This is a genomic window from Mesorhizobium sp. M0626, from assembly GCF_040320665.1.
In the GTDB taxonomy this organism is placed as follows: Bacteria; Pseudomonadota; Alphaproteobacteria; order Rhizobiales; family Rhizobiaceae; genus Mesorhizobium.
The window spans coordinates 55,285-75,792 of sequence record NZ_JAMYQD010000022.1; the positions used below are offsets into that span (position 1 = coordinate 55,285).

Sequence of the window (20,508 nt, forward strand, 5' to 3'; positions counted from 1 at the left end):
AATCCTGATCCTGCTTTCCGGCCGCCCTTGCGGTGGCCGGAAGTTCGCAGTCACTCTTGACCGCCCATCCGGAAAGGTTTGCCACCATGTCTGACATATCTGACGGACCGGTTTCGGCAGGCGAGCTGGTGCTCAGCCTGCGCGGCATCTCGAAGAATTTCGGCGCCGTTTCGGCGCTCACCGATATCGATCTCGATGTCCATGCCGGCGAGGTGGTGGCGCTGGTCGGCGACAATGGAGCCGGCAAGTCGACGCTGGTCAAGATTCTGGCCGGCGTCCACCAGCCGAGCTCGGGCACCATCAATTTCCGCGGCAGGCAAGTGACGATGCCCGACCCGAGCGCCGCGCTGACGCTCGGCATCGCCACCGTCTTCCAGGATCTCGCACTGTGCGAAAACCTCGACGTCGTCGCCAACATCTTTCTCGGCAAGGAGATCAACCCGCTGCGGCTGGACGAGGTGGCGATGGAAATTCGCGCCTGGACGCTGCTCAACGAATTGTCGGCGCGTATTCCAAGCGTCCGCGAGGCGGTCGCCTCGCTGTCCGGCGGCCAGCGCCAGACCGTGGCGATCGCCCGCTCGCTGCTGCTCGACCCCAAGGTCGTCCTGCTCGACGAGCCGACCGCCGCTCTTGGCGTCGCCCAGACGGCGGAAGTGCTGAACCTCATCGACCGGGTGCGCGAGCGTGGGCTCGGCGTGCTGATGATCAGTCACAATATGGAGGACGTGCGCGCCGTCGCCGACCGCATCGTCGTGCTCAGGCTCGGCCGCAACAACGGCGTCTTCGAACCCGACGCCTCGAACCAGGAACTGGTCAGCGCCATCACCGGCGCCGCCAACAATGCAGTGTCGCGCCGCGCCGAACGGCGCAAGGCCGCCGAACAAGCGCACAACCAGGAGCAGCGGCCATGAGCGCGGAGCCCAAGCAGGACACCTCTTCGTCGACGGCGCTCGACCGCAGCGACGTGCGCGTCAAGCACCAGGCCGGCGTTGGTGGCGCCATCAGCGCCTTCTTCGACCGCGTCCGCTCCGGCGACCTCGGCTCGTTGCCGGTCATCGTCGGCCTGGTCATCATCTGGAGCGTGTTCACCGCCCTCAATCCGGTCTTCGTCTCGTCGAGCAATCTGGTCAATCTCCTGTTCGACTGCTCGACCGTCGGCGTCATCGCGCTCGGCATCGTCTGTGTGCTGATGGTCGGTGAGATCGACCTGTCGGTCGGCTCGATCAGCGGCTTTGCCTCGGCCATGGTAGGCACGCTGTGGGTCAACCAGGGCTGGCCGGTGGCGCTCGCCATCCTCGCCGCAATTGCCGTCGGCGGTTTCATCGGCGCGCTCTATGCCTTGCTGTTCAACCGGCTCGGCATGCCAAGCTTCGTCTCGACGCTCGCCGGCCTGCTCGCCGTGCTCGGCCTGCAGCTGTATATTCTGGGCTCCACCGGCTCGATCAATCTGCCCTATGGCTCGAACCTGGTGAATTTCGGCCAGTTGCTGGTCATGCCGGACTGGCTGTCCTATGCACTGGCGGCATTGCCCGGCATCGTCATGCTGATCAGCGGCCTGCGCACCGTCAGCCGCCGCCGGGCCGTCAATTTGTCGGCGCCGTCTGTCGGCGGCCTCATCGTGCGCGTCGCCGCCCTGACCATCCTGCTCGAACTGATCGTCGGCTATCTCAACCAGGCGCGCGGCATACCGTGGATGTTCGGCCTGTTCGTCGGCCTGGTGGTGGCGATGAACTATGCGCTGACCCGCACCCAATGGGGCCGCTCGATGACCGCCGTCGGCGGCAACCGCGAAGCGGCGCGCCGCGCCGGCATCAAGGTGCGCTCGATCTACCTCAGCGCCTTCGTCATGTGCTCGATGTTCGCCGCCCTTGGCGGCGTGCTGTCGGCGGCGCGGCTGGCCTCTGCCAGCCAGCAGGCCGGCACCGGCGACGTCAACCTCAACGCCATTGCGGCGGCGGTCATAGGCGGCACCAGCCTGTTTGGCGGCCGTGGCAGCGCCTATTCCGCGCTGCTCGGGATCATCGTCATCCAGTCGATCGCCAGCGGGCTGACCTTGCTCGATCTGTCATCGTCGCTTCGCTACATGATCACCGGCGCCGTTCTGGCAATTGCGGTCATCGTCGACTCCCTGGCACGCCGCTCGCGGGTTTCCCACGGCCGCGCCTGAACGCAACCGCAATCGATACGAGGATAGAATGGCTCAGGATTTGAGTGGAAAGGTCGCGGCGATCACCGGCGCCGCGTCGGGCATAGGCCTGGAATGCGCGAGAGCGCTGATTGCCGCCGGCGTTCGCGTTATGCTCGTCGACCGCGCCGCCGACGCGCTGAAAAGCGTCTGCACCGAACTCGGTCCCAACGCGATCCCGCTGGTGATCGATCTGATGGAGCCGGCCAGCGTCGCGACGATGATGCCGCAAATCCTGGACAAGGCCGGCCAGCTCGATATCTTCCACGCCAATGCCGGCGCCTATGTCGGAGGCCCGGTGCTCGAAGGCGACCCCGATGTGTGGGACCGCATGCTGAACCTCAACATCAACGCGGTGTTCCGTTCCATACACGCCGTGCTTCCGCATATGGTCGAACGAAAGACCGGCGACATCATCGTGACGTCCTCGATCGCCGGACTGGTGCCGGTGGTCTGGGAGCCGATCTACACCGCCTCCAAGCATGCCGTGCAGGCCTTCGTCCACACGGTGCGCCGGCAGGTCGCCCCGCACGGCCTGCGCCTCGGCGCGGTGCAGCCGGGGCCGGTGGTGACAGCGCTGATCAGCGACTGGCCGAAGGACAAGCTTGAGGATGAACTGGCCAAGGGCGGCCTGATTCAACCGGTCGAGGTCGCCGAAGCCGTGCTGTTCATGCTGACTAGGCCGAGAAATGTCACTATCCGGGATCTGGTGATCCTGCCGCAGAGCAATGATTTGTGAGGCAGTAGGCATTAGGCAGTAGGGAATGGGGAGAGGCTCTTGCAACTGGCCGTTCACTGCTGACCATCTCGCCTACTGCCTAACTTCTGAGGTTCCCATGTCCCACTTCCTCGGCATCGATGTCGGCACTGGCAGTGCCAGGGCGGGGGTATTCGACAGCAAGGGCACCATGCTTGCCTCGGCGAAGCGCGACATCGCTCTGTTCATCGAGCCCGGCGAAATCGCCGAACAGTCGAGCGAGGACATCTGGCGTGCGGTTTGCGCCAGCGTGCGCGAGGCGGTGACCAAGTCGGGGCTCGCTGGGCGCGACATTGCTGGCATCGGCTTCGACGCCACCTGTTCGCTGGTCGTGGTCGGCAAGGACGGCGCGCCGTTGCAGGTCGGCAGTTCCGGCGACAGTCAGCGCAACATCATCGTCTGGATGGATCACCGCGCGCTCGACCAGGCGCAGCGCATCAATGCCGGCAAGCACGCCGTGCTCGACTATGTCGGCGGCACCATCTCGCCGGAAATGGAAACGCCGAAGCTGCTGTGGCTGCGCGAGAACCTGCCCGCCACCTTCGATGCGGCCGAGCATTTCTTCGACCTGACGGACTATCTGACCTGGCGCTCAACCGGCAGCCTGGCGCGCTCGATCTGCACGCTGACCTGCAAATGGACCTATCTCGGTCATGAGCGGCGCTGGGACGATGCCTATTTCCGTGCCATCGGCCTCGGCGCGCTCGCCGATGAAGGCTTTGCCCGCATCGGCACCGAAATCGTCGAAGGCGGCACGGCACTTGCCCAAGGCCTGACTGAGGCCGCCGCGGCCGATCTCGGCCTGCTGCCGGGAACGCCGGTTGCGGCCGGCCTGATCGATGCCCATGCCGGCGGCGTCGGCACGGTTGGCGGGCAGGGCTCGGTCGGCACCTTGCAGTCGCGCATGGCCTATGTGTTCGGCACTTCGGCCTGCACCATGGCCAGCACCAGCGAGCCGGCCTTCGTGCCCGGCGTCTGGGGCCCGTATTTTTCCTCGATGGTGCCGGGGCTTTGGCTCAATGAAGGCGGGCAATCGGCGGCGGGTGCTGCAATCGACCACCTCGTCGCTTTCCATCCGGCCACGGCTGAGGCATCCGCAAAAGCCAAGGCGGAAGGTCTCGGCCTGACCGCTTGGCTTGGTCAGCAGGCGGCGAAGCAGTCCGCCGACCTGTCCGCCGTAGCGCACCTGGCCGATGGACTGCATGTCGTGCCGGAATTCCTCGGCAACCGCTCGCCCTTCGCCGATCCCGAGTCCAAGGCCTTGATCGCCGGGCTTGGCATGGACACGTCCCTCGACAGTCTGGTCGCGCTCTATGTCGCCGGCCTGCTGGGCATCGGCTACGGCGTGCGCCAGATCCTTGCGGCGATGGCCAACAAAGGCATTGCCATCGACACCATCGTCGTCAGCGGCGGTGCCGCGCAAAGCGCGCTGGTACGTCAGCTTTTGGCCGACACCACAGGCCTGACCGTCGCCGGTTCGACCTCGCCCGAACCGGTGCTGCTCGGCTCGTCCATATTGGCGGCGGTGGCGGCGCAAAAATATCCCGATGTGATCGCGGCGATGACCGGCATGTCGCGCATCGGCGACATCTATCGCCCGGCCGGCGGCGATCTGGTGCCTTGGCACGACAAGCGCTTCGCCGCCTTCGAACTGTTGCAGCAGGCGGGCCGCGCGATCCGCGATTGAGCGGCTTCGCTCACGTCCAGAAATAGCGGACGATGTGGAAGAACACCGGCGCGGCGAAGACCAAGCTGTCGGCGCGGTCCATCATGCCGCCATGGCCTTCGATGAGGTGGCCCCAGTCCTTGACCCCCTGGTCGCGCTTGATCGCCGACGCCACCAGCCCGCCGAGGAACCCCATCAGGCAGGCAATGAAGGCGACGCCTGCCGCCGCCAGCGGCGAGAACGGCGTCAGGAACGACAAGAGCGCACCGAGCAGGCTCGATGCCACCAGCCCGCCGACCAGCCCCTCCCAGGTCTTTGACGGCGAGACGGAAGGCGACAGAAGGTGCCGGCCGAACAGCTTGCCGAAGATGTATTGCAGCACATCGCTGCCTTGCACGGTGATGATCAGGAAGGCGATCAGCAGGAGGTTGCGGCCCTCGAAACCGGGCACGTTGAGGGTCAGCAGCGCCGGCACATGGCTGACGCAGTAGACCGAGATCATGACCGCCCATTGCTGCGCGGACACGCGCTCGAGGAAGCGCTCGGTGTCGCCGTTGAGCGCGGTGACCGCCGGCATCAAGAGGAAGCAGTAGACGGGGATGAAAATGGTGAAGAGCCCGTACCAGGCGGTCCACACCAGCCAGTACTGGAAGGGAATGATGATGCCGAACATGCCGAGCAGCACCCAGTGGTCGCTGCGCCGGCTGTGCGTCAGCGTCACGAACTCGCGCAGCGCGGCAAACGAGATCAGCGCAAACAGGATGGTCATGCCGGTGCGGCCGAAGAAGAAGGCGACGGTGATCGCCAGCACCATCACCCACCAGGCGTTGATGCGCTGGTTCAAGTTGACGAGCGTCGAGGGCAACGGCTTCGGCGCCCGCCACGACAGGATGCCGGCAATGACGCTCGCCGTGGTCAGCACGCAGACAAGGCCGACCAGCAGGATGACGGTTTCATGCATCGGTGGAAGCGTGAGTGGCATCAGTCGTCTCGATCCGGACGCGGGTTGAGCGACAGCAGCGTCTGGCGCGCGCGCTCGAGGAAGGTGCGGCGTTCTTCGCCGGGCGCGATCGCCACCGGCGGACCAAAGACGACGCGGCACAGAAGCGGCACCGGCAGGAACTGGCCCTTGGGCAGCACGCGCGACATGTTCTCGATCCAGCACGGGATGAGTTCGACATCGGGCCGCGCGATCGACAGATTGTAGAGGCCGGAGCGGAACGGCAGCAGATCCGCCTCCGTCGTGTTGCGAGTGCCTTCGGGAAACAGGATCAGCGAGTGGCCGTCGTCGAGCACCGACAGCATGATCGAGATCGGGTGTTGCGTTTCGTCGGTCCACTGCCGGTGGATGAGCACGGACGACAGCATGTCCTGCGCGATGAAGCGGCGCAGCCGCGACTTGCCCCAATATTCGGCCGCCGCGATCGCATGGGTGCGGGCGCGCACCTTCTCGCTCAGACAAGCCGACAGCAGGATGAAATCACCATGGCTGGCATGGTTGGCGAAGTAGATGCGCTGCCGCTCCGACGGCTGGCTGCCGTTCCAGATTGGTCTGACGCCGGTTACCACCCAGGCCGCCGCCGACAGGCCGACCGACGTCACCGTCTGCAGCAAGGTGAAGGTGTTGGCGCGCAGGTGAAGTTTTGTCATGGCTCAAACAAATGCTGCGAAAAGGGATGCCGCAGCAAACATGGCGAGCGCCATGCGCTGCCTTGTCAGCAGGCGGCGCGTGCCTGCCATGCGATGGTCGAGCGAGCGGCCGCCGGCAGTGGTGGATTTCAGGCGCATGCGCGCCAGCACATCGTCGACCACGGCACCCCCGGCGGCCTCGCTGGCGTGGCTTGCCATCAGCCGGAACAGCAGCGCATCGAACAAAAGCAAGGCCGAAAGAGTCAGCGTGGCCACGGCGCTCGCCGCCGCGACCAGCCAGGCCGCCGCGGACAGCGCTGTCGTCTGCGGTCCGGCCACCAGGCCGATGACCGGCGCTGCCATCACAGCCGCGACCACCAGCAGGATCGGCCACACCGCCTGCACCATCAGTCCGGCGGCGAATATTTCGGCGTTCTCGGGAAAATTCTCGCCACTCATGCCGGCCAACTCATGTCGGTTCTTCCAGCCCCGGTTCTTCCAGCCCGATCTGAAGATGCACGGGCCGGCCCAATGCGGCGAGTTTCCTGCGCGCCTGCGCGGCAGTGTGCGAGCGTCCGGTCACAACCAGCCAGTCGGCGACGACGGCTGCACTGCGCTGGAAGCCGAGCGCGCAGCAGACCAGGACGGTGCCGCGCCGGCGCGCCAGCTCGATCGCCGCCACCGCTCGCTCCAGCCGGTCATGCGGCGGCTCCACGAGGTCAAGCATGGCATAGCTGATCCAGCGGCAGGTCGTGCCGCGCGGCCGTTTCAGCTCGCCGGCAAGATCGATCACGGTGCCGAAGCGGTTGGCCTCGTCTGCGCTCGGAAACCGGCCGAAGAAAACGCCATCGGTGATCTCCGCTTGCGGCGCCAATCGGCGGGTCCATACCCACACATTGATCCGGGCGCCGAGCCGGTAGGGCAGGAGCAGGATGCGGCTGGCCAGTGAGACGCTGCCGTCGGCCGCCTTCTGGAACACTTTGGCCCCGGCCCCAGCATAGGCGAAGGCGACGATGGCCAGCGCCAATGCCGGCCACAACAGGATGATAAAATCGGCGGAGACCAACGCGCCCTCGGCAGCGCCGGCCAGGGCAAGGGCCGCCCCCAGCCCGTAATAACCCGCCAGCCGCCGCGCCCTTGGGTCGGCGGTCAACCGAAAACCCCAGAATGGCAGCTCGCCCTTGGACGGAAACAGCCACAGCGCAAACAGGCCGAGCAGGGCGCCGGTCGGAATGTCGATGAAATGATGCTGCCAGGTCGTCAGCACCGAGGCGCCGATGAGAAAACACCAGACGTGCCAGACCGGGCGGAGAATGCCGCCGAGACGGTGACGTGCCAGAACGTGACGCCAATGGTCCCAGATGATCACCAGGAGTGCGATGTGCAGGGATGGCGCTTGGTTGAACGGCTTGTCGAAACCACCGAGCACCGCAAACAGGAAACCCGGCAGGCCGGTGGTTTCCGGCCGCACGAAGGTCGCCGTCAGCGGGAACGCGATGAAGCAGGCGACGGCAATGATCTGCGCCGAGAGATAGCGGCCGGCGAGCCGGTCGACGCCGCGCCTGGTCGTGTTGAGCAGCAGCGATAGGCCGTAGAACAGATTGATCGACCAATAGGGCACGATCGTCCAGGCGACGAACGGGATGGCGTATTCCCAGGCAAACACGATGCTGCCGACATGGTCGCGCCGCGACGCCAGCCAGTTGGCAAAGCCATAGGTCGAATAGAAGAATGGCGCCAGCAGCGCCAGCCAAAGGGCTGCCCTCAGCACGATGCCCAAATAGGGTTCCCGCGCCGGGGCAGGGTCAGCGACAGGCAGGGCCATGGTCTCAGACGCGCCGTGCGACCGAGACGGTGAAGATGCCCCATTGGTCGATGCGCTGGTCGATCTTTGCGAAACCGGCAGCCATCACCAACTGGTCCATCTCGCCTTGCGTGCGCCGCCGCATCACCCAGGCCTGTCCGCCGCGATGCGAGGTCAGGCTGCGCGCGATCATCTCCAGCTGCGGATGCCATGGCTGGTTGGTGTAGACGAGCAGGCTGCCGGGTTGCATGGCGCTGGCCAGCCCGCCGAGCGAGCGGGAAATCATCGTGTTGTCGGCGAACAATTCGTAAAGCCCGGAGACGATGGCGAGGTCCGGCGCCGGCTTTTGCCCGGCCAGCATGTCGGCATCGAAGGCGTCGGCCTGATGGAAGGTGACGCTGGTCGGCAGCTGCCGCTCGGCGATCAGCTTCGAACCCAACCCGACATTGAGCTCGGAATAATCCTGCAGCCGCACGCTTGCTGGCGGTTCAGTGCATTTGGTGACGGCATCGAGCACATAGCGGCCGTGACCGGCGGCGATGTCGAGCATGTGGACGGGACGGCCGGCTGCCTTCAGGCTGGCGGCGGCGTTGCCGATCAGCTCTTCCAGATGCAGCTTGCGCTGGCGGATGCCGCGCCAGCCGATCGCGTCGAGGAAGGTGCGGTCGATCATGCGGCCGATGAAGCCGGTGCCGCGCGCGTCGTTCTCGTAGACATAGTCGAGCGTCGAGCCGGAATCGAAGCCGGTGGCGATGCCAATCTTCATGCCCGAAGACAGCCAAGCGCCCATGCGGATCGAGGCGCGACTCATCGCCCAGAAAATTCCCTTGGGCGACAACAGCGTCAGCGGCGAGGCGAGCCTCTCGGCCTCGTCGCGGGTGTAGCCGGCGCGGTCGGCCTGAAGCAAGTCGATGGTTTTCTCCGGCGTGGCAAATTGCTTTTCGAGGAACGGCCGGATCAAGTCCAGCGCCTGCTTGCGATCGCGCTCGCCCAGCGTGTCGTGGAAGAAGCCGGGCAGCACATGCCGCTCCTTGGCGCTGCTGCCGAGATTGACGAAGAATTCGTGCTGCGGTCCATGCCGCACCACCCAATCGCTGCCGGAGATCAAGAGCTGCGTCGGCACGGTGATGGCGCGCGCGTCCGAGACGATGCGGGCAGCGTGGTCGTAAAGCTCGACCAGGATGTTGGAGGCGATCGGTCGCGTGATCAGCGGATCGGCGTCGAAGGAAGCGATGCGCTCGGCATCATGCGTCAGAAACTTCGCCTTGACGTAGGAATTGACGAAGAAGCGGCCCTTGAGCTTCTGCCACAGCGCAATGCCCTCCTTGGCGAAGGGCACGTAGAGCTTGACCGAAAAGGCCGGTGAAGCCACCACCAGCGCGCGGATGTCGGGCGCATAGTCATGCATCCAGGCAGCGGCCAGCACGGCGCCGAAGGACTGCGCGATCAGCGCGATGTCGCGCTGGCCAAAACCATCCCGGCCGATCTCACGCACCAGGCAGTCGATGTCACGAACCAGGGCGGCAAAGGATGGCGCATAGCCGCGCTCGCCGGCCGAGCGGCCATTGCCGCGCGCGTCCCAGGCGTAGAAGGCATGTTCGGGCATGGCGAGTTCGTCGACCAGATGCGCCATGCGGCCGCCATGCTCGTGGCCGCGATGGAACAGCAGGATCGCACCCTTTGGCGCCGACCCGGCGGCCGGCCAGTAGCGGTAGAAGATCTCGGTGCCGTCATGGCTCTTGAACGTGCGCTCCTGCGCGATGCGCTCGAGGCTTGCCGGTGCTCCGGCTGCAATGGTCTGGTGGATCATGGTTTCCCTCTGGCGGTCGGGCGCCTGACGCTTTGGCATCATGCGCCGCCCGCTCTAAGGCCGCCGCGTATCCGGTTGATGGCGGTTACGACTGACAGTGTAGCCATGACCGGAAACACAAAGGGCACAATCGCTTGGAACCACAGGCCGCAGGCGATGAGGAAGGCGATGACGCCGAGCGCCAGGGCCCGGTCGCTCTTGCCGAACGGCCCGGCATAATTGCGCCCGCTGCTGGCGGGCACGCCAAGCACGCCGGCGAATTCGACAAGCATGGCGGCGATACCGAAAGCCACAACGCCCCAGGCCGGGAATAGCGTGGCAAAGGCCAGGATCAGCGCCAGGTCGGAGACGACGTCGCAGAGTTCGTTGAGATACATGCCGAGTTTCGACGCCTGCCCATGTTCCCTGGCCAGCATCCCGTCAACGGCGTTGAGCGCCATGCGCACGAACAGCACCACCGGCATCAACAGGAACACCAGGGGATGGAAGGCAAAGGCTGCGACCACCAGGCCTGTGGCAATGGACAGTGCTGCGGCGAGAAGCGTGATCTGGTTGGCGGTGACGCCGGCATCGGCCAGCCGGTCGGCCAGCGGCCGCAGCCTGGCCTGAAAGGCCGGTTTCAGTTGATAAAGCGTTGGCATGTGCGATCCCCCAACCGCGGCTCATGACAGTGTCGGCCAGATTGGTCAATCGGCAGGCAGGGCGCAAGGGCTCGCACCAGCATCCGCACCGTTGCGGGACTCGAACCTCCCGGCATGGATGCAGAGGCGCAGCCGAAGATCTCGGCCAAGCAGGATGTTGCGCGCTACAAACCGCCTCGCAAATGATAACTTTACAAATACTCGTATTTATGTGAAGTAAATCACTGAAAGGTCGATCATGACAAACAGTCGCTTCGCCACCCGCCTGAATTCCTTCGCCTCGCGGCCGCAAGCCGAATGGCCTGATCTCACCGGCAAGCCGTCCATGCTGCAGATGGCCACTCGCGCGGCCAAGGTCGACGGGTTGACCGATCTTGATCTTAATTTCCCCGATCATGTCAGTGAAAAGCCGGCTGAAATCGCCCGAAAGCTCGGCGATTTCGGGCTTTCCATCAATGGCTTTGCCATGCGTTACTACTCCAATCCGGCCTTCAAGCTCGGCGCCTTCACCAATCCGGACCCGGCGGTGCGCCGCGAAGCCATCGACTTGACCAAGGCCGGTATCGATGCGGTGCGCGCGGCCGGCGCCAGTCTGATGACGCTGTGGCTGGGCCAGGATGGCTTCGACTATGCATTTCAAACTGACTATGCGACGCTCTGGCAGCACGAAATCGAGGGGATTCGTGAAGTTGCCGCGCATGATCCCGGCTGCCAGATCAGCCTGGAGTACAAGCCTAACGAACCGCGCTCCTACTCGCTGATGCCGGATGCGGCGACCACCTTGCTGGCGATCCGCGAGGTCGGCCTACCCAATCTCGGCGTCACGCTCGATTTCGCCCATGTGCTCTATGCCGACGAACAGCCGGCCTTCGCCGCGGCGCTGATCGCTCGCCACAGCAAGCTGCTCGGCGTCCATCTCAACGATGGCTATGCCAAGCGCGACGACGGCCTGATGGTCGGCGCGGTGCACACGCTGCAGACCATCGAACTGCTGTGCCAGATCCGTCGCGACGGCTACGCCGGCGCCATCTACTTCGACACTTTCCCCGACATGACCGGGCTCGATCCGGTGCGCGAATGCGAAGTCAACATCGCCACCGTCAAGCGCCTGCTGCGCGTTGTCGACCGGCTGGAGAAGGATAACCGCCTGTCCGCCGCCATGGACAGCCAGGACGCCGTGACGTCGCAGGCTATCGTCCAGGAAGCCATGCTCGGGTCGTGACGAGGGGACGTGGATGACGTTGAGCAATCTCGATCTGAAAGCCGTGGGGCCGCGCATCCGCATGATGATGCCGCATCTCACCCCGCTTGAGGCCAAGGTGGTGGAAACCGTCTTCGGCCGGCGCGGTTTCGACGAGACCATTCCGCTCAAGCAGATCGCCGAGGAGGCCGGCGTGTCGGAGGCGATGGTGGTCAAGATCGCCAAGAAACTCGGCTTCTCCGGCTACCGCGACTTCCGCACCGCCGTCTATGAATACAGCCGCCTCCCGACCGCCGAGATGCACCAGGAACTGTCGGTCGACGACAGCTTGGCCGAGATCGTGCAGAAAGTGTTCCGCACCTCGATCCAGGCGCTGGAGGAGACGCTCGCGATCCTCGACATGGACGATTTCGACCGTGCCGCCGATCTGCTCTACCGCGCCAGGAACCGCGATTTCTATGGTGTCGGCGGCTCCGCCCAGATCGCCCGCGACGTCTCGCACAAATTCCTGCGCATCGGCATCCGCGCGTCTGTCTATGACGACTCGCACATGATGCTGATGTCGGCCTCGCTGCTCGGCGCCGACGACATCGCCGTCGGCTTTTCGCATTCCGGCAACACGTCGGCCGTCATCGACGCCATCCATCTTGCCCGCAAGAGCGGCGCCCGCACGCTGGCCATCACCAACTACGACAACTCGCCGCTGGCCCGGATTGCCGACATCGTGCTGTGCTCGACCGCGCAAGGCTCGCCGCTGATGGGCGAAAACGCAGCGGCGCGCATCGCGCAACTCAACATCCTCGACGCTTTGTTCGTGGCGGTGGCGCAGCGCGACTACCAGGCGGCGGAGCGCAATCTCGGCCGCACCATGTCGGCGGTCACCTCGAAACGAAAAGACCGGGGCACATGACGGTTCCGCTGGTCACCGTCTTCGGCAGCCTGCACTACGACATCATGGTCGACGCGCCCGACCGTCCGCGCAAGGGCGAGACTGTGACCGGCCATGCCTGGCAGCCGAAATGCGGCGGCAAGGGCGGCAACCAGGCGGTCTCGGCGGCACGCGCCGGCGTGCGTGCGGCGATGATCGGCGCCGTCGGCGACGACGATTTCGGCACGGCGCTGCTGGCCAATCTCGATCGCGCCGGCGTTGATCGCCGCTTCGTGCGCGTGGCGGCAGGCGCAGGCTCCGGCATCAGCGTGGCGATCTTCGACAGCGATGGCGACTATGGTGCGGTGATCGTCTCCGGCAGCAATCTCACCCTGGGCAGTGATGACATCGCGGCTGCGGGCGAGGTGGTGGTACAGACGGCAGTGCTGTTGCTGCAGAACGAAGTGCCCGATGCCGCCAACATCGCTGCCGCGCGCGCGGTGAGGGCATCCGGAGGCCGCGTCGTGCTCAACGCCGCACCGGCGCGAACACTGTCGGCCGAATTGACCGCGCTGATAGACATCGTCATCGTCAACGCCATCGAAGCGGAATTTTTGGCCGGCGTTCCGGTCGTCGATACGCTCGCCGGCGCAACCGAAGCCGCGCGGCGGCTGATCGATGCCTACCCCTCGGCGATCGTCACCGCCGGCGGCGAAGGTGTCGCCTATTGCGACCGGACCGGCGCGGCCTTCGCACTGGCGGCCGTCCCGGTCAAGGTCGTCAGCACCCATGGCGCCGGCGACGAATTCGTCGGCGCCTTCGCGGCAGGCCTCGCCCGTGGCCATCCGATGGAAGCGGCGATCGCCACGGCCAATGCCGCCGCCGCCTCGCTGGTGGCGACACCGGAGGGAAAGCGCAGCTCGCGTTGAAAACTCAGGCCGCATATTGCCGCCTCCAAACCCGTGCCCCCGTCGATGAGCGAAACGGCAAACCGGGCGCGGCGAGAACCTGCTTGGCTTTGCCCTGATGGAGGCGCGGGACCAAGCTGCGTGGTCGAAAGTAGGGAGCTTCAGTCCGCTTCGCCGGCCGAACTTTTGCCGCACTGCGCCAGCACCTTACCGATCGCAGCGCTCGAGCCCGTCAGCGGAAAGCTGTTCTCGCCATATTTGTCGGCCGTAACCGTGACGTCGCCCTTGCCGCGCAACAGGCCGAGCAGTGGATCGTCTTTGCTCAGCTCAGCCGTGAAGTAATTATACATGGCCTCGAGGTCGAGCTTTTTGGTCACGCTCTTGTCACCGCCCTTGAAGGTGAAGGAAGCGCTGATGCCGGGTTCCAGCTGCTGGCCGGCCGCACCCAGATCGTAGCTCAGCACCGGCTTGTCGAAACAGACGAGCATCAGATGCGCATCGGCCTTCGGTCCGCCGCACACCGAAGCCGTCAGCACGCTGCCGCCTTCGTCTTCTTCCATCTTGGCGCTCCAGTTGCAGGATGCGGCAAAAGCCGGCTGCGCGGCTTGCAGCGCGGCCAGAACGGAACCTGCCATCATGAACTTCGCCAATGCACTTTGCATGATCCCCTCCCAAGCTACATTCAACGAGATCATACAGGACAAAAGGCCTGGTGACAGCGGCATATGCCGTCTTAGCCCCCGGCGCGCCCCATTGATCAAGCCTTTGAGACCGGCCTCGACGTCCAGGGCGGCTCCGGCGCGAAGCGCTTGCCGATCCACTCGGCGAAGGCGCGTGTCTTGGCGGCTTGTCCCTTGGCCGAGGGCATGACGACATAGACCGCGCCTTCGTCGGCCAGCGTCCAGTCCGCCAGCACCGGCACCAGCCGTCCGTCGGCGAGTTCGCGTCCGACAAGCCAGTCGGTGCTCATCATCAGGCCGAGGCCTTGCACCGCGGCTTCGACCAGCACCTCGGCATCGTCGCACACCATCGGCCCCGAGACGTCGACGTTGACGCGGCGTCCCGAACTGTCGGTCATCTCCCAGGTTGGAAAGGTCTGGAAGCCGGAGAAGCCGAGGCAGGCGTGTTCTGTGAGCGCTTCCGGCGCTTCCGGCGTGCCCCGGCGGGCGAGGTAGGAGGGAGCAGCGCACAGCAACCGCCGCCGTGTCGCGATCTTGCGCGCCACCAGGCGCGAGTCCTCCAGCGCGCCGAGACGGACGGCGACATCGAAGTTCTCTGCAACGAGATCGACGAACCGGTTGGAGAACTCGGCCTCGATGCGGACATCCGGGAACGTCGCTAGAAATTGCGGCAGCAGCGGCCCGATCCACATACGGCCAAAGGTTCCCGGCATCGCCAGCCGCAGCAAGCCCCGCGGAGCCCCGCTGGCATGCGCGGAAGCAGCAGCCTCAGCTTCGTCTACCGAGGCCAGGATGGCGCGGACACGCACCAGGAACTCCGCTCCGGCCTCCGTCAACGACACGCTTCGGGTGGTCCGGTGCAGCAGCCGCACGCCGAGCCGCTCCTCCAGCGATTGCAGGCGGCGTGACAGAACCGTCGAGTCGCGCCCGACGCGCAACGCTGCCTTGGTGAAGGAGCGCGCTTCCGTGATGGCCGCAAAGGCGGCCATTTCGGCAAGGCTGGCGGGGTCGTGTGATTGCTGCATAAAGCACAGGATTCAAATGTAAAAATTCCAGATTATCTGCTTGTAGCGCAGCAGATAGCTTCACTCAATCCTGACGATTGACCCCTTAAACAGGAATGCGTGAGCCATGAAAGCCATCGAACTGACCGCCGCCAAGCTGGACGCCTTTCGCGCCACCACCATTGCCACGCCTGAACCGCAGCGCGGCGAAGTGCTGATCCGCCAGCGCGCCGCGAGCCTGAATTTCGTCGATGTGGCGGTGGCCAGCGGCAATTATCGCGTGCCCGGCTTTCCGCTCATTCCCGTCGCCGACGGCGCCGGCGAGATCGTCGCGCTGGGGGAGGGCGTTACGGATTTCGCCGTCGGCGATCGCGTCGTTGCCCATGCCAAGCCGCGCTGGATCGGCGGTCCGCCCCGGCCTAACGAGATGACGCAGATGCGCGGAATTTCGCTGCCGGGGTCGCTCGCCGAATATGTCGCGCTGCCGGCCAACTCGCTCGTGCCGGTACCGGCCCGTCTCTCTTTCGAGGCGGCGTCGACCCTGCCGATCGCCGCGACCACCGCCTGGAACGCCGTCCGCGCCGCCGATGTCGGGCCGGGCTCGGTCGTCGTGCTGCTCGGCACCGGCGGCGTCTCCATCTTCACCCTTCAGCTGGCGAAAGCCGCCGGCGCAACCGTCATCATCACTTCTTCGTCGGACGAGAAGCTGGAGCGGGCGAAGGCACTCGGCGCCGATCATCTCATCAACTACCGCGCAACGCCCGACTGGGACGGCAAGGTGCTGGAACTGACCGGCGGCCTCGGCGCCGACCTCGTCGTCGAGACCGCCGGCACCGCCACCTTCGCCCGCGCCGTCAACGCCACCGCGCCTGGCGGCACGCTGTTCACCATCGGTTTCGTCACCGGCGCCGAGGCCACGGTCGACCTGCTGCCGATCATCATCAAGGCGCTGAAGGTGGTCGGCAACAACACCGGGTCGGTATCTGACCTTCGCGCCGCCGTCCGCGCCATCGCCGCCGCCCGCATCGACCCGGTCGTCGACAAGGTGTTCAGCCAGGAGCAGGCGGCCGAAGCCTACGCGCACATGTCGGCAGGCGGGCAGCATTTCGGCAAACTTGCGTTCAAGCTCGACTGGTAGCCGAGGCGCGCGAGCTGCCAATCTCCCCCCTTGAGGGGGAGATGCCCGGCAGGGCCGAGGGGGTGGTCCGACCGGGCTCGACCTACTGCGGCGGAAGGAGGTTGGCGATCTACGAGAGGGGACCCCCTCTGTCGCCTTCGGCGACATCTCCCCCTCGAGGGGGGAGATTACGCACGCCGCTTCCTAGATCAACTTCTCCAGCGTGATCGGGAGGTCGCGTATCCTTTTTCCAGTTGCGTGGAACACCGCGTTGGCGATCGCCGGCGCTACGCCGACGATGGCCAGTTCGCCGACACCCTTGCCGCCGAGCACAGAGGAGTGCAGGTCGGGAATGCCGACCGAGATGACCTCGATATCGGGGATGTCGGCATTGGTCGGCACCAGATAGTCGCCGAGATTGTTGTTGACGATGCGGCCATGCCTGCGGTCGACAATGCCTTCTTCAAGCAGCGCCTGGCCGATGCCCATGATGATGCCGCCCTTCCACTGGCTTTCGGCCAGCTTGGGGTTGTAGAGCCGGCCGGAATCCAGTGCCGATACCACGCGCGACACGCGCACCGTGCCGAAATCCTCGTCGACGCGCACCTCGATGAAATGCGCGCACCAGGAGTGGCGCGAATAGTCGCCCTCGGTGTGCGGCAGCGCCGCCGCGATGGTGGTGTAGTTCTTGTAGCGATCCTCGGCCGTCGAGTTCGCCGGCATGGTGTCGCCTGTGGCCTCGATGCGGTCGCGGCCGACGCTGGCCAGCAGGTCGGCGATCGAGACATCGGGACCATCGCCGCGCGGCGACCTGATGCGGCCATTGGCGACGACCAGCGTGTTGGCCTGCAGCGCGTGGAAGGGCGAGCGCGGATCGCTGATCGCCAGTCCGACAAGCTGATCGAGCGCCGATGTCGCCGCCTTGTAGACCGCGCCCGTCATCACGCCGGCCAGCCGCGACCCGCCGGCCACGCCGGCGCGGGGATACCGGGAATCGCCGAGCTTCACGACGACATGGTCGGCCGCCACGCCGACCGTTTCGGCCGCCGTCTGCGCCAGGATCGTGTACGTGCCTTGGCCCATGTCGATCGAGGAGCTTTCGACCTCGACCGAGCCGTTGGCAAGGATACGCACGATGGCCTCGCCATAAGCGCGCCGCACCGGATAGGTGCCGGCGGCGACGCCCCAGCCGATCAGCTGGTTGCCGTCGCGCATCGAACGCGGTTTGGACGTGCGCTGGGCCCAGCCGAAGCGTTCGGCGCCAGCCGCGAAAGCCTCGCGCAACTGCCGCGTCGACCAAGCCTTTTTTGCGTGCGGATCCTGCTCGGCGTAATTCCTCAGCCGGATCTCCAGCGGATCGATGCCGACCTCGTAGGCGAGCTCGTCAATGGCGCTTTCGATGCCGAAGGCGCTAGGGTTTTCGCCCGGCGCGCGCATGGCGCCGGGCACCACCGAATTCACCCGCACGACATTCTGCTTCGAGGAGAAGTTGGGCGTCGCATACATGATCGAGGTGACCACGCCCAAAGGCTCGACCCACATTCCGTCTATGGATGTTTCGTTGACGCCGCGATGCACGATCGACTGGATCTTTCCGTCACGGTCGGCGCCGATCGTCACCGTCTGGCGCGTCGCGGCGCGGCCGCCATAGCCGGTAAAAGTCTGCGGCCGCGTCATGACCACCCTCGCGGGCCGTCCCAGCATTTTTGCTGCGGCAGCCGCCACCGCGCCATGGCCGAGCGCCAATGCCTTGGAGCCGAAGCCGCCACCGATATAAGGCGAGACCAGCCGTACATTTTCGAACGGCACGCCGAACCATTCGGCATAGGTGCGGGCCATGCCGTCGAGCCACTGGCTCGGTTCCCACACGGTCAGCCGGTCGCCCTCCCAGCGCGCGATGAGGCCATGCGGCTCCATCGGCGCCTGGTATTCGCGCGGCGTGTTATAGGCGCCGCAGACGCGCACCGGAGCAGCGGCGAAAGCGGCCTGCGCATCGCCCCATTCCTTGGTCATGGCGGCGATCGGAATGCCGTCGCCGGCCTTGGCGTCGCTGAGGTCGACGATGGCCGGCGTCTCGTCATAGCTGACCTTGACCATCGCCGCTGCCGCGACGGCCTGCTCGAAAGTCTCCGCGATGACCGCGGCGACATGCTGGCCCGAAAAGGTGATGTCGCGCGCCAGCGGGCAGTAGGGTTTGTCCGGCGGCGGTGTGCCGAACCAGTCCGATGCGGTCCGCAGGCTCATGATGGTATCGGGCGTCAGCACCTTGAGCACGCCAGAGGCCGCCTCGGCAGCTGACGTGTCGATCGAGCGCACCTTGCCTGATGCGATCGTGCTTTCGACCAGGACGCCGTAGGTTAGCCCGTCGAGCTGCTGCTCGACGGCATATTTTGCCGCACCGGTAATCTTGGCCGGGCCGTCGACGCGCGACAGCCGCCCGCCAACCTGATCGGCAGTGCCGTCCGAAGCGTCGCCGTGCCGTGTCCTGGGGTCGTGAATGGTCATGCCATGGCTCCCGTCTTGAGGATGGCGCGGGCGACGACGCGCGGCGCCAGTTCGATCTTGTAGTGGTTGGCGCCGTGGCCGATGGCCCCTTCCACGGCGAGCAAGCTGGCTGCCCGCACCCTGTCTTCGCTGAGCACCTTGCCCTTCAACGCCGCTTCCACGGCGTGCGCCCGCCACGGCTTCGTCGCGACGCCGCCCAGCGCGACGCGCAGGTCGCGAATGGTGCGGCCATCGGCTTCGAAGTCGATGCCGACTGCGGCACTTGCAGCCGCGAACTCATACGACTGCCGGTCGCGGATCTTGAGATAGGTCGAACGCCGGGCCGTGCCGGAAGCCGGTATGCTGATGGCGGTGATCATCTCGCCCGGTTGGATGGCATGTTCCCTGTCGGGCGTGGCGCCGGGCAGGAGAAAGAAGTCGTCGACGGCAACCTGGCGTTCGCCAAGATGAACCACGGCATCGAAGGCGACCAGCGCGGTGGCGAGGTCACCGGGATACATGGCGATGCAGGCGTCGCTGGTGCCGAGCACGGCATGGCCGCGGGTGACGCCGCCGATCGCCGAGCAGCCGGTGCCGGGCGAGCGCTTGTTGCAGGCGGAAAAATTCGCGGGATCGCGGAAATAGGGGCAGCGCGTGCGCTGCATCAGATTGCCGCCGATGGTCGCCATGTTGCGCAGTTGCGCGGAAGCCGCCTGCCACAGCGCTTCGGAGACCGCGGGAAAGCGGCTCTTGATCTCGGCATGGTCGGCGACGTGGCTCATCTTGGCCAGCGCGCCGATCATGGCACTGTCAGCGTCGACCTTGATGGCGTCGAGCCCTTTGAGATGGGTGATGTCGACCAGGCTGTCGGGTTCGGCCACGCCGCATTTGGCGAGATCGACCAGCGTCGTGCCACCGGCAAGCAGCATGGCCCCAGGCAGGGCGGCTGCCTGTCGTGCCGCATCGATGCTATCGGCGCGAACGTAGGAAAAATCCCTCATGACGCGACCTCCAGTGCCGCCTGGCGCACGGCGGCAACGATGTGCGGATAGGCGCCGCAGCGGCACAGATTGCCGGCCATGTATTCGCGGATCTCGTCATCCGAGCCGGCATGGCCCTCGCGGATGCAGGCGACCGCCGACATGATCTGTCCCGGCGTGCAGTAGCCGCACTGGAAAGCATCCTGGTCGAGGAAAGCAGCCTGAACCGCGTTGAGCGTGCCGTCATCGCCGGCCAATCCTTCGATGGTGGTGATCTCGCGGCCTTCGACCTGTGCTGCAAGCGTCAGGCAGGACAGCACGCGCTGTCCCTCGACATGCACCGTGCAGGCGCCGCACTGGCCCTGGTCGCAACCCTTCTTGGTGCCGGTCAGGTCGAGGCGATCACGCAAGGCGTCAAGCAGCGTAACGCGCGGCTCGACCTGCAGTTCGTGACTGTGTCCGTTGATGGTGAGACGGATTGGGATAGTGGTGGATTTGGTTTGGTCGGTCATGAGGCGTCTGGCTCCAGTTGCTTGACGCTAGGGGATTGAAATGGGCTCGAGTGGGAGAGGACAAGGGAAGAGGCGACGGTGCGCCTAATCTCCCCCCTTGTGGGGGAGATGTCCGGCAGGGCAGAGGGGGGCGCGAAGGAATGCGACGTTCCCGATTTACATGCGTCGAAATAGACCTTTCCAAGCGGGTGTTGGTCGGCGGGACAGCGCTCCCTCTGTCCTGCCGGACATCTCCCCCACGAGTGGGGAGATTGGCAGCTCT

19 protein-coding genes are annotated in these 20,508 nt (G+C 65.6%); 8 read left to right on the forward strand and 11 right to left on the reverse strand.

Going from position 1 to position 20,508, the window contains the following annotated elements; translation table 11 throughout:
- Positions 1–86: 86 nt before the first annotated feature.
- From NKI37_RS26155 to NKI37_RS26170, 4 genes are all read left to right on the forward strand, one after another.
- Complete coding sequence (locus NKI37_RS26155) at positions 87–911, forward strand: ATP-binding cassette domain-containing protein (protein ID WP_352788690.1); 825 nt, start codon at positions 87–89, stop codon at positions 909–911.
- Positions 908–2,167, forward strand: coding sequence for a sugar ABC transporter permease (locus NKI37_RS26160; protein WP_023672500.1), 1,260 nt, complete (start codon positions 908–910; stop codon positions 2,165–2,167). The genes NKI37_RS26155 and NKI37_RS26160 overlap by 4 nt, the downstream gene beginning before the upstream one ends.
- 28 nt (positions 2,168–2,195) lie before the next feature.
- A complete protein-coding gene (locus NKI37_RS26165) occupies positions 2,196–2,924 on the forward strand; it encodes an SDR family oxidoreductase (RefSeq protein WP_023754634.1) in 729 nt (242 codons plus the stop codon).
- Positions 2,925–3,021: 97 nt separating this feature from the next.
- A complete protein-coding gene (locus tag NKI37_RS26170) occupies positions 3,022–4,629 on the forward strand; it encodes an FGGY-family carbohydrate kinase (protein ID WP_023735451.1) in 1,608 nt (535 codons plus the stop codon).
- Positions 4,630–4,639: 10 nt separating this feature from the next.
- On the opposite strand, the gene NKI37_RS26175 is transcribed toward NKI37_RS26170, so the two are convergent.
- Genes NKI37_RS26175 through NKI37_RS26200 form a run of 6 tightly spaced genes read right to left on the reverse strand, consistent with a single transcriptional unit; the run spans position 4,640 to position 10,492 of the window.
- A complete protein-coding gene (locus tag NKI37_RS26175) occupies positions 4,640–5,569 on the reverse strand; it encodes a phosphatidate cytidylyltransferase (protein ID WP_023735450.1) in 930 nt (309 codons plus the stop codon).
- Positions 5,570–5,589: 20 nt separating this feature from the next.
- Entirely contained in the window at positions 5,590–6,258 is a 669-nt protein-coding gene (locus NKI37_RS26180; RefSeq protein WP_023740090.1) for a lysophospholipid acyltransferase family protein, read from the reverse strand.
- Positions 6,259–6,261: 3 nt separating this feature from the next.
- Positions 6,262–6,696: a hypothetical protein gene (locus NKI37_RS26185; protein WP_023747842.1), complete on the reverse strand. Its 435-nt coding sequence runs from the start codon at positions 6,694–6,696 to the stop codon at positions 6,262–6,264.
- A 10-nt stretch (positions 6,697–6,706) separates the two neighbouring features.
- Positions 6,707–8,062 (reverse strand): phosphatase PAP2/dual specificity phosphatase family protein, encoded by a 1,356-nt coding sequence (locus NKI37_RS26190; protein ID WP_352788685.1) that lies wholly within the window; start codon positions 8,060–8,062, stop codon positions 6,707–6,709.
- A gap of 4 nt (positions 8,063–8,066) precedes the next feature.
- Positions 8,067–9,848, reverse strand: coding sequence for a bifunctional alpha/beta hydrolase/class I SAM-dependent methyltransferase (locus tag NKI37_RS26195; RefSeq protein ID WP_502896340.1), 1,782 nt, complete (start codon positions 9,846–9,848; stop codon positions 8,067–8,069).
- Between the two features lie 41 nt (positions 9,849–9,889).
- Positions 9,890–10,492 (reverse strand): CDP-alcohol phosphatidyltransferase family protein, encoded by a 603-nt coding sequence (locus NKI37_RS26200; RefSeq protein ID WP_352788683.1) that lies wholly within the window; start codon positions 10,490–10,492, stop codon positions 9,890–9,892.
- A gap of 238 nt (positions 10,493–10,730) precedes the next feature.
- Between NKI37_RS26200 and NKI37_RS26205 the strand changes: the two genes are divergently transcribed.
- Genes NKI37_RS26205 through NKI37_RS26215 form a run of 3 tightly spaced genes read left to right on the forward strand, consistent with a single transcriptional unit; the run spans position 10,731 to position 13,490 of the window.
- Positions 10,731–11,714, forward strand: a complete 984-nt coding sequence (locus NKI37_RS26205) for a TIM barrel protein (protein WP_352788680.1) — start codon at positions 10,731–10,733, stop codon at positions 11,712–11,714.
- A gap of 13 nt (positions 11,715–11,727) precedes the next feature.
- Complete coding sequence (locus tag NKI37_RS26210) at positions 11,728–12,603, forward strand: MurR/RpiR family transcriptional regulator (RefSeq protein WP_023695491.1); 876 nt, start codon at positions 11,728–11,730, stop codon at positions 12,601–12,603.
- Positions 12,600–13,490 (forward strand): ribokinase, encoded by an 891-nt coding sequence (locus tag NKI37_RS26215; protein ID WP_023695490.1) that lies wholly within the window; start codon positions 12,600–12,602, stop codon positions 13,488–13,490. The genes NKI37_RS26210 and NKI37_RS26215 overlap by 4 nt, the downstream gene beginning before the upstream one ends.
- 140 nt (positions 13,491–13,630) lie before the next feature.
- Here NKI37_RS26215 and NKI37_RS26220 read toward each other — a convergent pair whose 3' ends face one another.
- Positions 13,631–14,131, reverse strand: a complete 501-nt coding sequence (locus tag NKI37_RS26220; RefSeq protein ID WP_023713519.1) for a hypothetical protein — start codon at positions 14,129–14,131, stop codon at positions 13,631–13,633.
- A 95-nt stretch (positions 14,132–14,226) separates the two neighbouring features.
- A complete protein-coding gene (locus NKI37_RS26225) occupies positions 14,227–15,174 on the reverse strand; it encodes a LysR family transcriptional regulator (protein ID WP_023688979.1) in 948 nt (315 codons plus the stop codon).
- A gap of 106 nt (positions 15,175–15,280) precedes the next feature.
- Here NKI37_RS26225 and NKI37_RS26230 point away from each other — a divergent pair, with 106 nt between their 5' ends.
- Positions 15,281–16,291 carry a zinc-dependent alcohol dehydrogenase family protein gene (locus NKI37_RS26230; protein WP_023712504.1) on the forward strand — a complete coding sequence of 337 codons (1,011 nt, stop codon included), beginning with the start codon at positions 15,281–15,283 and terminating at the stop codon, positions 16,289–16,291.
- A 183-nt stretch (positions 16,292–16,474) separates the two neighbouring features.
- Here NKI37_RS26230 and NKI37_RS26235 read toward each other — a convergent pair whose 3' ends face one another.
- The 3 genes from NKI37_RS26235 to NKI37_RS26245 are packed head-to-tail and all read right to left on the reverse strand — an operon-like array spanning position 16,475 to position 20,246.
- Positions 16,475–18,775, reverse strand: coding sequence for a xanthine dehydrogenase family protein molybdopterin-binding subunit (locus NKI37_RS26235; protein ID WP_023743890.1), 2,301 nt, complete (start codon positions 18,773–18,775; stop codon positions 16,475–16,477).
- Positions 18,772–19,755, reverse strand: coding sequence for an FAD binding domain-containing protein (locus tag NKI37_RS26240; RefSeq protein WP_023743891.1), 984 nt, complete (start codon positions 19,753–19,755; stop codon positions 18,772–18,774). Before NKI37_RS26240 ends, NKI37_RS26235 begins: the two co-directional genes overlap by 4 nt.
- Positions 19,752–20,246, reverse strand: a complete 495-nt coding sequence (locus NKI37_RS26245) for a (2Fe-2S)-binding protein (RefSeq protein WP_023672519.1) — start codon at positions 20,244–20,246, stop codon at positions 19,752–19,754. Before NKI37_RS26245 ends, NKI37_RS26240 begins: the two co-directional genes overlap by 4 nt.
- Positions 20,247–20,508 lie beyond the last annotated feature (262 nt).

Coding starts and splice junctions, on each gene's coding strand:
- NKI37_RS26155 (WP_352788690.1), top strand. CDS start 87: ATGTCTGACATATCTGACGGACCGGTTTCGGCAGGCGAGCTGGTGCTC.
- NKI37_RS26160 (WP_023672500.1), top strand. CDS start 908: ATGAGCGCGGAGCCCAAGCAGGACACCTCTTCGTCGACGGCGCTCGAC.
- NKI37_RS26165 (WP_023754634.1), top strand. CDS start 2,196: ATGGCTCAGGATTTGAGTGGAAAGGTCGCGGCGATCACCGGCGCCGCG.
- NKI37_RS26170 (WP_023735451.1), top strand. CDS start 3,022: ATGTCCCACTTCCTCGGCATCGATGTCGGCACTGGCAGTGCCAGGGCG.
- NKI37_RS26175 (WP_023735450.1), bottom strand. CDS start 5,569: ATGCATGAAACCGTCATCCTGCTGGTCGGCCTTGTCTGCGTGCTGACC.
- NKI37_RS26180 (WP_023740090.1), bottom strand. CDS start 6,258: ATGACAAAACTTCACCTGCGCGCCAACACCTTCACCTTGCTGCAGACG.
- NKI37_RS26185 (WP_023747842.1), bottom strand. CDS start 6,696: ATGAGTGGCGAGAATTTTCCCGAGAACGCCGAAATATTCGCCGCCGGA.
- NKI37_RS26190 (WP_352788685.1), bottom strand. CDS start 8,062: ATGGCCCTGCCTGTCGCTGACCCTGCCCCGGCGCGGGAACCCTATTTG.
- NKI37_RS26200 (WP_352788683.1), bottom strand. CDS start 10,492: ATGCCAACGCTTTATCAACTGAAACCGGCCTTTCAGGCCAGGCTGCGG.
- NKI37_RS26205 (WP_352788680.1), top strand. CDS start 10,731: ATGACAAACAGTCGCTTCGCCACCCGCCTGAATTCCTTCGCCTCGCGG.
- NKI37_RS26210 (WP_023695491.1), top strand. CDS start 11,728: ATGACGTTGAGCAATCTCGATCTGAAAGCCGTGGGGCCGCGCATCCGC.
- NKI37_RS26215 (WP_023695490.1), top strand. CDS start 12,600: ATGACGGTTCCGCTGGTCACCGTCTTCGGCAGCCTGCACTACGACATC.
- NKI37_RS26220 (WP_023713519.1), bottom strand. CDS start 14,131: ATGCAAAGTGCATTGGCGAAGTTCATGATGGCAGGTTCCGTTCTGGCC.
- NKI37_RS26225 (WP_023688979.1), bottom strand. CDS start 15,174: ATGCAGCAATCACACGACCCCGCCAGCCTTGCCGAAATGGCCGCCTTT.
- NKI37_RS26230 (WP_023712504.1), top strand. CDS start 15,281: ATGAAAGCCATCGAACTGACCGCCGCCAAGCTGGACGCCTTTCGCGCC.
- NKI37_RS26235 (WP_023743890.1), bottom strand. CDS start 18,775: ATGACCATTCACGACCCCAGGACACGGCACGGCGACGCTTCGGACGGC.
- NKI37_RS26240 (WP_023743891.1), bottom strand. CDS start 19,755: ATGAGGGATTTTTCCTACGTTCGCGCCGATAGCATCGATGCGGCACGA.
- NKI37_RS26245 (WP_023672519.1), bottom strand. CDS start 20,246: ATGACCGACCAAACCAAATCCACCACTATCCCAATCCGTCTCACCATC.